The sequence below is a fragment of the Agromyces sp. 3263 genome (assembly GCF_031456545.1).
Classification (GTDB): Bacteria; Actinomycetota; Actinomycetes; order Actinomycetales; family Microbacteriaceae; genus Agromyces.
The window spans coordinates 124,920-137,721 of the sequence record NZ_JAVDUV010000002.1; the positions used below are offsets into that span (position 1 = coordinate 124,920).

The 12,802-nt window shown below is 71.4% G+C and carries 12 protein-coding genes; 9 read left to right on the plus strand and 3 right to left on the minus strand.

Annotation, left to right across the window (positions count from 1 at the left end; all coding sequences use genetic code 11):
• Positions 1–115 precede the first annotated feature (115 nt).
• The 4 genes from J2X63_RS13770 to J2X63_RS13785 are packed head-to-tail and all read left to right on the plus strand — an operon-like array spanning position 116 to position 3,274.
• Positions 116–928 (plus strand): ATP-binding cassette domain-containing protein, encoded by an 813-nt coding sequence (locus J2X63_RS13770; RefSeq protein ID WP_309978208.1) that lies wholly within the window; start codon positions 116–118, stop codon positions 926–928.
• The gene (locus J2X63_RS13775; protein ID WP_309978210.1) at positions 925–1,611 is read left to right on the plus strand and encodes an ABC transporter permease; all 687 of its coding nucleotides are present in this window, start codon (positions 925–927) and stop codon (positions 1,609–1,611) included. Before J2X63_RS13770 ends, J2X63_RS13775 begins: the two co-directional genes overlap by 4 nt.
• Positions 1,608–2,351, plus strand: a complete 744-nt coding sequence (locus J2X63_RS13780; RefSeq protein ID WP_309978211.1) for an ABC transporter permease — start codon at positions 1,608–1,610, stop codon at positions 2,349–2,351. The genes J2X63_RS13775 and J2X63_RS13780 overlap by 4 nt, the downstream gene beginning before the upstream one ends.
• Entirely contained in the window at positions 2,348–3,274 is a 927-nt protein-coding gene (locus J2X63_RS13785; RefSeq protein WP_309978213.1) for an ABC transporter substrate-binding protein, read from the plus strand. The genes J2X63_RS13780 and J2X63_RS13785 overlap by 4 nt, the downstream gene beginning before the upstream one ends.
• On the opposite strand, the gene J2X63_RS13790 is transcribed toward J2X63_RS13785, so the two are convergent.
• The 3 genes from J2X63_RS13790 to J2X63_RS13800 are packed head-to-tail and all read right to left on the minus strand — an operon-like array spanning position 3,271 to position 5,318.
• Positions 3,271–3,957 carry a DedA family protein gene (locus tag J2X63_RS13790; protein WP_309978215.1) on the minus strand — a complete coding sequence of 229 codons (687 nt, stop codon included), beginning with the start codon at positions 3,955–3,957 and terminating at the stop codon, positions 3,271–3,273. The two genes, J2X63_RS13785 and J2X63_RS13790, sit on opposite strands and share 4 nt — an antisense overlap.
• 39 nt (positions 3,958–3,996) lie before the next feature.
• Complete coding sequence (locus J2X63_RS13795) at positions 3,997–4,944, minus strand: M56 family metallopeptidase (RefSeq protein ID WP_309978217.1); 948 nt, start codon at positions 4,942–4,944, stop codon at positions 3,997–3,999.
• A gap of 2 nt (positions 4,945–4,946) precedes the next feature.
• On the minus strand, positions 4,947–5,318 hold the full coding sequence (locus tag J2X63_RS13800) for a BlaI/MecI/CopY family transcriptional regulator (RefSeq protein WP_159602317.1): 372 nt from the start codon (positions 5,316–5,318) through the stop codon (positions 4,947–4,949).
• Between the two features lie 100 nt (positions 5,319–5,418).
• Between J2X63_RS13800 and J2X63_RS13805 the strand changes: the two genes are divergently transcribed.
• From J2X63_RS13805 to pabB, 5 genes are read left to right on the plus strand one after another with little or no spacing between them, the layout of a single operon-like run.
• Positions 5,419–6,831 carry a cytochrome ubiquinol oxidase subunit I gene (locus J2X63_RS13805; protein WP_309978221.1) on the plus strand — a complete coding sequence of 471 codons (1,413 nt, stop codon included), beginning with the start codon at positions 5,419–5,421 and terminating at the stop codon, positions 6,829–6,831.
• Positions 6,832–6,843: 12 nt separating this feature from the next.
• A complete protein-coding gene (gene cydB / locus J2X63_RS13810) occupies positions 6,844–7,848 on the plus strand; it encodes a cytochrome d ubiquinol oxidase subunit II (RefSeq protein ID WP_309978223.1) in 1,005 nt (334 codons plus the stop codon).
• Positions 7,849–7,852: 4 nt separating this feature from the next.
• Positions 7,853–9,499, plus strand: a complete 1,647-nt coding sequence (cydD, locus tag J2X63_RS13815; RefSeq protein ID WP_309978225.1) for a thiol reductant ABC exporter subunit CydD — start codon at positions 7,853–7,855, stop codon at positions 9,497–9,499.
• Complete coding sequence (cydC, locus tag J2X63_RS13820; RefSeq protein WP_309978227.1) at positions 9,492–11,324, plus strand: thiol reductant ABC exporter subunit CydC; 1,833 nt, start codon at positions 9,492–9,494, stop codon at positions 11,322–11,324. Before cydD ends, cydC begins: the two co-directional genes overlap by 8 nt.
• 9 nt (positions 11,325–11,333) lie before the next feature.
• Entirely contained in the window at positions 11,334–12,773 is a 1,440-nt protein-coding gene (gene pabB / locus J2X63_RS13825; protein ID WP_309978229.1) for an aminodeoxychorismate synthase component I, read from the plus strand.
• Positions 12,774–12,802 lie beyond the last annotated feature (29 nt).

Genomic DNA, 12,802 nt, shown 5'->3' on the forward strand with positions numbered 1-12,802 from the left:
CGCGGCACGACCCTCATGTGACGCGCCGAGTGTCAACGCGTTGCCCTGACGGGGGAATGATGTTTGGCTTGGACTCCGGCTTCCGGGCGACGACCCGAGACGAGTGAGGCAGCCCATGATCGAGTTCCGCCGCGTCACCAAGCAGTTCCCCGACGGCACCGTCGCGGTCGAGAACGTCGACATCGTGATTCCGCCGCGCAAGACGACCGTGCTGGTCGGGTCGTCCGGATCGGGCAAGACGACGCTCCTTCGGATGATCAACCGCATGGTCGACCCGAGCGGCGGCCAGGTGCTCATCGACGGCACCGACGTCGCCACGGTCGATCCGGTGCAGTTGCGCCGCGGTATCGGCTACGTCATGCAGAACTCGGGCCTCCTCCCGCACCGCACCGTCATCGACAACGTCGCCACCGTCCCGCTGCTCCGCGGCACCGGCAAGCGCCAGGCCTATGATCGCGCGCTGGAGCTCATGGACACCGTGGGCCTCGACCGTTCGCTCGCCGACCGATATCCGAGCCAGCTCTCCGGGGGTCAGCAGCAGCGGGTCGGCGTCGCGCGCGGGCTCGCCGTGGACCCGAACATCCTGCTCATGGACGAGCCGTTCGGCGCGGTCGATCCGATCGTCCGGGCCGAGTTGCAACAGGAGCTGCTCCGGCTGCAGGGCGAGCTCGGCAAGACGGTGGTCTTCGTCACCCACGACATCGACGAGGCGTTCCTGCTCGGCGATCAGGTGGTCATCATGCAGCGCGGCGGGAAGATCTCGCAGGCCGCCTCGCCGAGCGAGATCCTCGCGCGCCCGGCCGACGCGTTCGTGGCCGACTTCGTGGGCGCCGACCGCGGCAAGCGCGCGCTGCACCTGACGGACGTCGACGGACGCCGAGTGGTCGTCGACGCCGACGGACGTCCGGCGGGGGTCCTCGCCCCGTGAACTGGCTCTGGTCGAACCTCGACCTCGTCGGCGAGCTCATGCTCGTGCACCTGGCATTGTCGGTGCCCGCGATCATACTGAGCTTCGTGGCGTCGGTCCCCATCGGATGGCTCGCGCACCGCTACCGGTGGTCGCGAGGCGTGCTCCTGTCCCTCTGCGGGCTGCTCTACGCCATCCCGTCGCTCGCGCTGTTCGTGGCGCTCCCGCCCATCACGGGCCTGAGCCTGCGGTCGCCGCTCAACCTCGTCATCGCCCTCACGCTGTACGGCATCGCGGTGCTCGTGCGCACGGCCGCCGACGCCTTCGACTCGGTCGAGCCCGACGTGCGCCAGTCGGCGACGGCGATGGGCTACTCGTCGGCCGGCCGCTTCTGGGGCGTCGACCTTCCCCTGGCCGGGCCGGTGCTCGTCTCCGGTCTCCGCGTGGTCATCGTGAGCACGGTGAGCCTTGCCACCGTCGGTGCCGTGATCGGCGTGCAGAGCCTCGGCAGCCTGTTCACCGACGGGTTCCAGCGCGGCATCCAGGCGGAGATCTTCACGGGCATCGTCGCGACGATCGTGCTGGCCCTGGCACTCGACTGGGCCTGCGTCCGCATCGGGCGTCTGCTCATGCCGTGGTCGCGTCCCGACGCGGCGCAGCGGCGGCGGTCGTTCGAGCGCGTCGAGCGGGTGGATGCCGCGTGAACCTCTTCCTCGACGGCATCGCCTGGATCCTCGATCCCGCGAACTGGACGGGCGTCGGCAGCATTCCCGAGCGCATCGGACAACACCTGCTGATCTCCGCCGTCGTCCTCGTCATCGCTTCGCTCATCGCCCTGCCCGCCGGAGTGGCGGTGGGCCACTCCGGGCGCGGCAAGGAGCCGGCGGTGATGCTCTCGGGTGGCCTTCGGGCACTGCCGACCCTCGGCGTGCTCACCCTGTTCGCGCTCTGGCTCGGCATCGGCCTGCAGGCGCCGATCATCGCCCTCGTCATCCTCGCGATCCCGCCGCTGCTCGCCGGCGCCTACGCCGGCCTCGAGTCCGTGGATCGGCGCACGATCGACGCCGCCCGTGCGATGGGCATGCGCGAGGACCAGATCATCGGCAAGGTGGAGCTGCCGCTCGGCATGCCGATCGTCGTCGGCGGCATCCGCTCGGCCACGCTGCAGATCATCGCGACGGCCACGCTCGCCGCCTACGTGGCCGACTTCGGGCTCGGCCGCTACATCTTCGCCGGCCTGAAGACCCGCGACTACGCCGAGATGCTCGGCGGTTCCATCCTCGTCATCATCCTCGCGCTGGCCATCGACGGCCTGTTCGCGATCACGCAACGCCTCGTCGTCCCGCATGGCGTGCGGGCGGCGCGAGGTGCAGAGCTCCGCCCAGGGCCGTCCCGGTCCAGGGCGGCCGTGGGGCGACCCATCACCGAAGGGAATCAGGAATGATCACAGCAGGAAAAGGCCGGCTCGTTGCCCTGGCAGCGGTCGTGGTCGGGGCGACAGTGGCCCTGGCAGGGTGTTCATCGGGCGATCCGCTGGACAGCGGATCCTCTGACGGCGGCGGTTCGTCCGAGACGATCGTCGTCGGCTCGCAGGACTACTACTCGAACGAGATCATCGCCGAGCTCTACGCCCAGGCGCTCGAGGAGAACGGCTACACCGTCGAGCGCGACCTCCGCATCGGTCAGCGCGAGGTCTATATCCCCGAGATCGAGAGCGGTTCGATCGACGTGTTCCCCGAGTACACGGGCAACCTCCTCCAGTACTACGTGCCCGACACGGCCGCCACCACGAGCGACGACGTCTACGCCGAGCTCGAGACCTCGCTGCCCGACGGGCTGCGCGTGCTCGACCAGTCGCCGGCGACCGATCAGGACTCGTACAACGTGACGAAGACGTTCTCCGAGGAGAACGACGTGACGAGCCTCGCCGACCTGAAGAACGTGTCGACGCCCATCACGTTGGGCGGCAACTCGGAGCTGGCGACGCGTCCCTATGGACCCGAGGGACTGAAGTCGGTGTACGGCGTCGACGTGGCGTTCACGCCCATCGAAGACAGTGGCGGCCCGCTGACGCTCAAGGCGCTCGTCGACAACCAGGTGCAGATGGTGAACATCTACAGCGCCGACCCGAACATCGCCGCGAATGACCTGGTCACGCTGGAGGACCCCGAGGGCCTCTTCCTCGCGTCGAACGTCGTGCCGGTCGTGAGCGAGAAGGTCGACGACAAGATCGCGAAGATCCTCAACACGGTGAGCGCCGCGCTCACCGCGGAGGACCTCGTGGCACTGAACGCACTCAGTGTCAACGAGCAGGAGTCCGCCGACCAGATCGCGAGCGACTGGCTCGCCGACAAGGCGCTCTTCTAGGGCTCGGGCGTTGCGCTCGGGGGGTCGGATGCTTCGGTGTCCGGCCCCTCGGCCATGTGCCGCGCCTCGACGCGCACGATGAGCTTCTTCGCACCCCAGACGACGAGCAGGAATGCTGCGATGACGGCGACGAAGAGGTAGCCGGCCCAGTGCAGGTCACGGCTGAGTTCGCGGTATCCGCCGGCGGCCGCCGATCCGACGGAGACATAGGCGAAGGCCCAGATCACGCAGGCGGGCACCGTCCACGCCATGAACTTGCGGTAGCGCATGGTGCTCATGCCGACGGTGAGCGGGATGAGGGAGTGCAGCACGGGCAGGAAGCGCGAGATGAACACGGCGGGTCCGCCGCGTCGATCGAGGTAGCGCTGCGCCCTCGCCCAGTTCTCCTCGCCGATGCGGCGCCCGACCCGCGACCGCTGGATGTGCGGCCCGAACCAGCGACCGAGGCCGAAGCCGATGCTCTCGCCGATGAGGGCCCCGGCGATCACCGCGAACACGAGGGCGAAGTACTGGCCGACGCCGTCCACGGCGGTCGATGCCACGAGCACGATCGTGTCGCCCGGCACGACCAGGCCGATGAGCACGGACGTCTCGAGGAGGATCCCGACCCCGGCGAGCAGGGTGCGGGCCACCGGGTCCACGGCCTGCACCACGTCGAGGATCCAGTCGAGGAGCTCGTTCACGCTCCGAGCGTATCGACGCACTCCGGGGAGCGCGTCAGACTAGGGGACGATTCCGAGGATCACGGCGTACCCCACAAGGGGGACCGCCACGAGGACCGCGGATGCCGCAAGCGCCGCCGCGCGGGCTCCGCGGGGGTCGGCGACCGGAGACGAGCCCGGCTCGTCCAGTCGACGCAGGCGCGCGGCGAGCATCGCGGCGTCGGTGTCGGCGCCCGATGCGCCGTCGAGGGATGCGCCGGACTCGCCGGCGTCACCGACGCGTTCGAGGGCCCCGCGGAGGGATGCCGTGCCGACGGTCCGCCGGGCGCCGTCGTCGGCGAGCATCTCGGTGAGGGTGATGACGGCGTGCTCCGCGCGGTTCGCGATCGGGAACCAGGGGATCGCGCTGTGCCAGGCGCGGAACGAGAGGCGCACGAGGTGGTGGAGCTGATCGAGGTGGGTGCGCTCATGGGCGATCACGGCTGCCAGCTCGTCGGGCGCGAGCGCGTCGATGAGCCCGTCGGTGAGCACGGTCGCGGTTCGGATGCCCGGGACGCAGTACGCGAGCGGCACCGGGTGCGCGAGCACGCGCGTGCGGGGGTCGCCGGGCATCGGGTGGCTGAGCAGGTCGATGAGCTGGTGCTGCCGTCGCCGCTCCCGTTCGGCGCGCACCGCGGTGAGCGCCAGGTTGAGGGTCAGCAGCAGGGCGATGGCCACCGCGAGGGTGAGGGCGGCGACCTCGGCGACGCCGAAGCCGGCGGGGAGGGGTCCGGTGAGCAGATACGGGGCGAGCGCCGCGACCGCTGCCGGCAGGGAGCCGGCCGGTGCGGCACCGAATGCGAGGAGGCATCCGATCATCGACAGCCCCCCGGCGAGGGCGATGGCCTGCCAGAGGGCGAGCGCGGCCGCGGGTGCGCGCGACGGCCAGTTGGCACGGGCGAGGACGACCGGCACCGGCCACGCCAGGGCGAGCGCGAGGGCGCCGAGCACCGCCGAGACGGCGAGCATGGTCAGTGGCGCGCGAGCTCGTCGAGCAGGCGACGGAGGGTGGCCGCTTCGCCCGCGCTGGCGGTGCCGACGAAGCGGGCGAGGGCGGCGTCGCGGTCGGCGGAACGGTCGAGCACCTCGTGCATGAGCTCGGCGGTGTGCTCCTCACGACTGAGCAGCGCGCGATAGCGGTGCGGCCGCATGTCCCGGGAGCGCGACACGAACCCCTTGCGCTCGAGCCGCGAGAGGACGGTCAGCACCGTGGTCGTGGCGACCATGCGCGCGGCGTCGTCGCGCAGCGCGAGCGCGTCGCGCATCTCGTTCGCCGTGAGCGCGACGTCGCTCGTCCAGAGCACCTCCATCACGGAGCGTTCCAACTCGCCGAGACTCGCCATGGCTCCAGACTACCCGCTTCACCCGAATTGTTCTACGCTGTGTAGAAGGATGTTCTACGTCATGTAGTACACATGGCGGAACGACTGGGAAGGGGCATCCGTGAACGAACTGCTCGACCCGCTGCTGCTCGCTCGTTGGCAGTTCGGCCTCACCACCGTCTACCACTTCCTCTTCGTTCCACTCACGATCGGCCTCGCCAGCACCGCCGCCGTCTTCCAGACCGCGTGGTACCGCACCGGCAAGGCGGAGTACCTCCGCATCACCCGCTTCTTCGGGTCGATCTTCCTCATCAACTTCGCCATGGGCGTGGTCACGGGCATCGTGCAGGAGTTCCAGTTCGGCATGAACTGGTCGGAGTACTCGCGCTTCGTCGGCGACGTGTTCGGGGCGCCCCTCGCGATGGAGGGCCTGCTCGCGTTCTTCTTCGAAGCCACCTTCATCGGCCTCTGGATCTTCGGGTGGGACAAGCTGCCACGCGGCCTGCACCTCGCGACGATCTGGGCGACCGCGATCGGCTCGATCCTCTCGGCGTACTTCATCATCGCGGCGAACGCGTTCATGCAGAATCCGGTCGGCTACGAGATGAACGCGGACAAGGCGAGGGCCGAGCTCGTCGACATCTGGGCACTGCTCGCCAACCCGGTCGCCCTCGCGGCATTCCCGCACACGATCGCCGCCAGCTTCATGGTGGCCGCGGGACTCATCATCAGCGCCGCCGCCTGGCACCTGTCGCGCAACCAGCACCTCGACACCATGCGCCCCGCGCTGAAGTTCGGCCTCTGGGTCATGGTCGGTGCCGGCATCCTCACCACGTTGTTCGGCGACCAGCTCAGCCTCGCGATGGTCGCGACGCAGCCGATGAAGATGGCCGCCGCCGAGGCCACCTACGACACGGTCTGCGGCGCGGACGCCTCCTTCTCGCTGTTCACCCTCGGCACGCCCGACGGCAGCACCGAGCTCTTCTCGATCCGCGTGCCGTACCTCCTCTCATTCCTCTCGACGCATACGTTCGACGGCTGTGTCGAGGGCATCAACGACCTACAGGCCGAGTACACGGCGCTCTACGGTCCCGGCGACTACTCGCCGATCATCTGGATCACCTACTGGGCGTTCCGCTGGATGATCGGGCTCGGCATGCTCCACGTGCTCGTCGCCGTCGTCGGCCTGTGGCTCACCCGCAAGGGGCGGATGCCGCGGCATCCGTGGATCTGGAAGGCGGCGATCTGGAGCTTCCCGCTCTCGCTCGGGGCCATGATCGTCGGCTGGATCTTCACCGAGATGGGCCGGCAGCCGTGGATCGTCTTCAGCCTGCTCCCGACCGCCTCGGCTGTGTCGCCGAATGTGACGGGCCTCGAGGTGCTCATCTCCCTCGTCGCCTTCACCCTGATCTACGGCGCGCTCGCGGTCGTCGAGGTGCGCCTGGTGATCCGGGCCATCCGGAAGGGTCCGCCCGAGGTCGGCGAGCCCGATCCCGAGTCGGGCCGCATCGAACCCGCCGCCACGGTGTACTAGGAGGACGTGACCATGGATCTCTCGGTGCTCTGGTTCTGGATCGTCGGCTTCCTCTTCGTCGGCTACTTCGTGCTCGACGGCTTCGACTTCGGGGTGGGCATGTCGCTCCCGTTCCTCGGCAGGGACGACACCGACCGGCGCGTGCTCATCAACACGATCGGTCCGGTGTGGGACCTCAACGAGACGTGGGTGATCGTGGCGGGGGCGTCGTTGTTCGCGGCCTTCCCCGAGTGGTACGCCACGTTGTTCTCGGGCTTCTACCTCGCGCTGCTGCTCATCCTCCTCGCGCTCATCGCGCGCGGGGTCTCGTTCGAGTACCGCCACCAGCGGCCCGAGTCGAGGTGGAAGGCGTGGTTCGACGGCATGATCGTCGTCGGGTCGGCGGTGCCCGCGTTCCTCTGGGGCGTGGCCTTCGCGAACATCGTGCAGGGCGTGCCGCTCGACGCCGACCACAACTACACGGGCACGCTGTTCGACCTGCTCAATCCCTACGCGCTCCTCGGCGGGCTCACCACGTTGCTGCTCTTCTTCACCCACGGCGTCGTGTTCGTGTCGCTCAAGACCGAGGGCGACCTGCGGGAGCGCGCACGCCGGCTCGCCGGGCGCTCGGGTGTCGCGACGATCGTGGTCGCCGCGGTCTTCCTGCTCTGGACCGGCCTCGCGTCGGGCACGCCGTGGTTCTGGATCCTGGCGGCGGTCGCGGCCGTCGCCCTCATCGCGGGGTGGCTGGCCAACCGCCGCCGTGCGGAAGGCGTGGCGTTCACGATGCTCGCCGTGACGATCGCGGCGGCGGTGTTCGCGCTCTTCGCGTCGCTCTTCCCCGACGTGATGCCCGCCTCGAACGACCCGGCGAACAGCCTCACGGTGGCCAATGCGTCGAGCACGGACTACACGCTCACCGTCATGAGCTGGCTGGCCCTCGTCGCCCTCCCGCTGGTGCTGGCCTACCAGGGGTGGACGTACTGGGTGTTCCGGAAGCGCGTGACGCGTGCCGGCATCGAGGCAGCGGTGCACTGAGCGCGTGAAGCCCCTCGATCCCCGTCTCATCCGCCGGTCGCGTGCCGCGCGGCGGTTCCTCCTCGCCGGCGCGCTGCTCGCGGCGGTGCAGGCCTCCGCCATCATCGCCTTCGCCTGGGCGCTCTCGTCGCTGGTGGCCGGCCTCATCGACGGCATGCGGATGCCGCAGGCGTCGCCGCTCATCGGGATCCTCGTCGTCGCGGCATCCGCCCGGGCCGTCGGCGCCTGGGGCTGGGACGTCGTGGGCTCGGCCGGCGCGATGCGGGTGAAGGCGGAACTGCGAGGCGACCTGCTCGGCGCGCTCGAGACACGGCCGAGTGGCGTCCCGGGGTTCCCGACGTCGCGCATCGCCACGCTGCTCGGGCCGGGCCTCGAGGCACTCGACGAGTACTTCGGTCGCTACCTGCCGCAGCTCGTGCTGACCGTGGTCGCGACCTCCGCCTGCGTCGTGGCCGTGTGGGTCGCCGACCCGCTGTCGGGCCTCGTGCTCGTCATCGTGCTGCCGCTCATCCCGGTCTTCATGGCGCTCATCGGCATGGCGACCGGCGCCGTGCAACGCCGGCAGTGGGAGAGTCTCGCCTCGCTCTCACGGGGGTTCCTCGAGGTGGTCGGCGGGCTGTCGACGCTCATCCTCTTCGGCCGCGCCGATCGCCAGGTCGAGCGGATCCGTGCGGTCACCGACGACTACCGCCGGCGCACGATGACGGTGCTGCGGATCACCTTCCTCTCCGGGTTCACCCTCGAGTTCGCCGCGAGCCTCTCGGTCGCGATCGTCGCCGTGTCGATCGGGCTGCGGCTCGTCGCCGGCGACCTCACCCTGGCGCCCGGCCTCTTCGTGCTCGTGCTCGCACCCGAGGTCTTCCTGCCGCTGCGCAACGTCGGCGCGGCCTTCCACGCGTCGTCGGCAGGGGTCGCGGCGTCGGGCGACGCGTTCGACCTCCTGACCGCGGCCGAGCGGCCGGCTGACCCTCGCGCGGTGGCCGAGCCGTCGCGGCGGGACGTCGACGACGCTTCCGTCGGCACCGACGATCGCGGGCTCGTCATCGACGATCTCCGCGTGCGGCGTGGCGACCGGCCGGTGCTCGACGGGTTCCACCTCGCAGTCCGGCCCGGCGAGTTCGTCGCGGTCACGGGGGAGAGCGGATCGGGCAAGTCGAGCCTCCTCGCCGCGCTCCTGGGCTTCGCGGACGCCGGCGGATACGTGCGACTCGACGGGCGACGGCTGGACGGCGACCGATCGGGGATCGCGTGGGCGGGGCAGGCGCCGACGCTCCTCGCGGGATCCATCGCCGAGAACGTGCGACTGGGCGACGAGGACGCCGATCGGCGACTGCTCGGGCGCGCGCTCGGGCTGGCCGGCGTGGAACTGGACCCCGACCGCGTGCTCGGGCCCGACGGCGGCGGCCTCTCGGGTGGCCAGGCGCAACGAGTCGCGACCGCGCGGGCGATCCATCGCCTCCTCGCCCGCAACGGCCGACTGCTGCTGCTCGACGAGCCCGCCTCCGCGCAGGATCCCGACCGCGAGGCGGCCCTGGGCGAGCACCTCCGCGAGCTCGCCCGGGACGGCCGGGTCGTGCTCGTGACCACGCATCGGTCGGCACTGGCCGAGGCTGCCGATCGCACCATCGACCTGGCGGTGGCGTATGCGTGACGCGGCCTCCGACCTGCACCCGGCCGCGATCGGGCGCGGATCGTCGTCGGACACCGCCGCCGCGACGCGCGCCATGCTGCGCCGGGCCGTGCCGCCCCCGCGACGGCTGCTCCCGGCCATCCTCCTGGGCATCGCGTCGGCGGCGTCGAGCGTCGCGCTGCTCGCCTGCTCGGCGTGGCTCATCGCCCGCGCGGCCGAGCAGCCGCCCGTGCTCTACCTCTCGCTCGGCATCGTCGGCGTGCGCGCCTTCGCCCTCGGACGCGCCGCCTTCCGCTACCTCGAGCGGCTCACCGGCCACGACGCGTCCTTCCGACAGCTCGCCTCCATCAGGGCCGGCATCTTCGAACGGATGCTGCCCCTCGCGCCCGACGCGCTCGCGTCCAGCCGGCGCGGCGATCTCCTCGCCCGGTTCGTCGACGACGTCGACGAGCTGCAGAACGTGCCGCTCCGCGTGGTGCAGCCGCTGGTGAGCGCCCTCGTCGTGCTCGCCGTCGCAGTGGCGGGGATCGCGTTCCTCGCCCCGGCGTCGGCGCTGGCGGTGCTCGGATGCCTCGTGGCGGGCATCGGGACGACGCTCCTCGTGCAGCGGGGCGGGGCGCGGCTCGCGGAACGCGACCTCGCCCCGCTGCGCGGCGAGCTCCAGGCCGCCGTGGTCGAGCACGTGCGGGCGCTCGACGTGCTCATCGCGTTCGACGCCGCAGGAGCGGGACGCCGGCGGATCGAGCAGCTCGGCGAGCGGCTCGCGAGGGCGACGCGCGCCAGGGCAGCTGCGACCGGAGCGGCCTCCGCGGCCATGTCGGCCGTGGGAGGGATCGCGGTCGCCGCGAGCCTCGTCGCCGCCGCACCACTGCTGGAAGGCGGCCGCATCGACGGACCGACCTTCGCGGTGCTGTGCCTCGTGCCGCTCGCCATCGCCGAGGTCGCCGGAGCCGTCCCGCTGGCGGTGACCGCACGGCGCCTCAGCAGGGCGAGCGCCGAGCGGGTGGCGCACGCGGTTCCCGCCACCGTGCCTCCTGAGGTGCCCGCGCCGCCCCTGCATCCCCTCGCGGCGCCTGAGATGTCGCCCCCGGCGATCGAGCTGCGCGGCCTCCGGGCCGGCTGGCCCGCGGTGGAGGAGCGGTCCGGGCCGGGCGACGAGCCGGCCGCGGCATCCGCCGGTGCCGCTGCGCTCGATGGGCTCGACCTGACGATCGCACCGGGAGAGCGGCTGCTCGTGCGCGGCGCCTCGGGCGCGGGGAAGACGACGCTCGCGCATGTGCTCGTGCGGTTCCTCGCGTACCGGGGGTCGTACCGGATCGGCGGCGTCGAGGCATCCGAGCTGGAACCCGCGGGCGTACGCCGCCTGGTGGGCCTCGTCGAGCAGCGACCGTGGCTCTTCGACGAGGACGTGCGCCAGAACCTGCTGTTCGCCCGCGACACCGCGACCGACGACGACCTGCTCGACGTGCTCGATCGGGTGGGCCTGCGGGAGTGGCTCGATGAGCGCGGCGGCCTCGGCGCGCGGGTGGGGGAGCGCGGCGCCCTCGTGTCGGGCGGACAGGCGCAACGACTCGCGCTCGCGAGGGCGATGCTCGCCGACTTCCCGATCCTGGTGCTCGACGAGCCGACCGCGAGCGTCGACCCGGCACGTGCCGATGCGCTGCTGCGCGACCTGACCGACGCCGCGGGGCGATCGGGCCGCACGGTCGTCGTGATCTCGCACGGCGCGGTCGATGAGCGCCTCGTCGATCGCACGATCGAGCTCTGCGACGGTCGCGCGATCGAGACCTCTCGCGGTCCGGGGCCGCTCGTCGCCAACTCCGGGGGAGCCGCGCGCGAGCCATAGGCTGAGGGGATGCCGCGTCGCATCCGCACCCGCCCGCTCGCCGCGTGGCGCGACCCCGAGGCGGTCTTCCGCGCACGGTACGCGGATGCCCCGTACGCGGTGTGGCTCGACGGCGGCGCCGATGCCATCACCGGCATCAGCGTGATCGCGACGGCGCACGCCGGCAGCGTGTTCGTGACGGCGGATGCCGCGGCCGGCACCGTCACCCGGTCGACGCCGCTCGGGCCGGCGCCCAGCGGCGCGACCTCGCCCGGGTCGGTGTTCGACGTGCTCGGGGAACGGCTGCCCGGCAGGGTGGACGTGGCCGGGGTGCATGCGGGCGAAGCGGGACCGCTGGGCTGGTTCGGGTGGTTCGGCTACGAACTCGGCGCGAGCCTGAACGACGTGCCGGCGTCGAGGGCCGACACTCCGGATGCCGCGTTCCTCTTCATCGACCGCGCCATCGTGTTCGATCACGCCGCGCGCACCGTGCGGCTCGCCTGGATCGCCGACGACGGCACCGAGACCGCCGACGCAGGTGCGGCGTGGGCTGCGCACCTCGCCGCGGAGCTCGATGCGCTGCCTGCGGCGTCCGGACCGTCGTCGGGCAGCGCGCCGGTCGCGCATGCCGCGAGCGTGCGCTGGCGACACGACCCCGACCGATACGCGCAGCTCATCGCCGCATGCCAGGCCGCGATCGTGCGCGGCGATGCCTACCAGCTGTGCCTCACGAACCGCGTCGACGTCGACGCCCGGCCCGACGCGGCGGCGACCTATCTCGCGCTGCGGGAATCGAGCCCCAGCCACCACGGCGGGTACCTCCGGTTCGACGACGTCGCCCTGCTCAGCGCCTCGCCCGAGCTGTTCCTGCACGTGGACGCCGACGGGATCGTCTCGACGAAGCCGATGAAGGGCACCCGTCCGCGGGGAGCCGATCCGCGACGCGACGACGAGCTGCGCCGGGAGCTGCTCGCCAGTGACAAGGAACGCGCCGAGAACCTCATGATCGTCGACCTCATGCGCAACGACCTCGGTCGCGTCGCCGAACTCGGCACCGTCACGGTGACGAGCCTGCTCGAGGTCGAGGAGTACGCCCACGTGCACCAGCTCGTCTCGACCGTGCAGGCTCGGCTGCGGCATCCGCTCACCGCGCTCGACGTCGTGCGGGCGGCCTTCCCCGCCGGCTCGATGACGGGCGCCCCGAAGCGGAGCGCCATGTCGATCCTGCACGAGCTCGAAGCGGGCCCGCGGGGCGTGTACTCGGGCACGTTCGGCTACCTCGGCATCGACGGCACCGCCGACCTCGCGATGGTCATCCGCTCCATCGTGCTGACGCCGTCGGGCGCGAGCATCGGCACCGGCGGCGGCATCACGGCGCTCTCCGTCGCGGCCGAGGAGATCGAGGAGACGCGCGTCAAGGCGCGGGCGCTGCTCGCCGTCCTGCTCGGGGCGTCCACTCCCACGGAGTGAGTAGGCTAAAGGTTCGGTGCGTCGCGTTC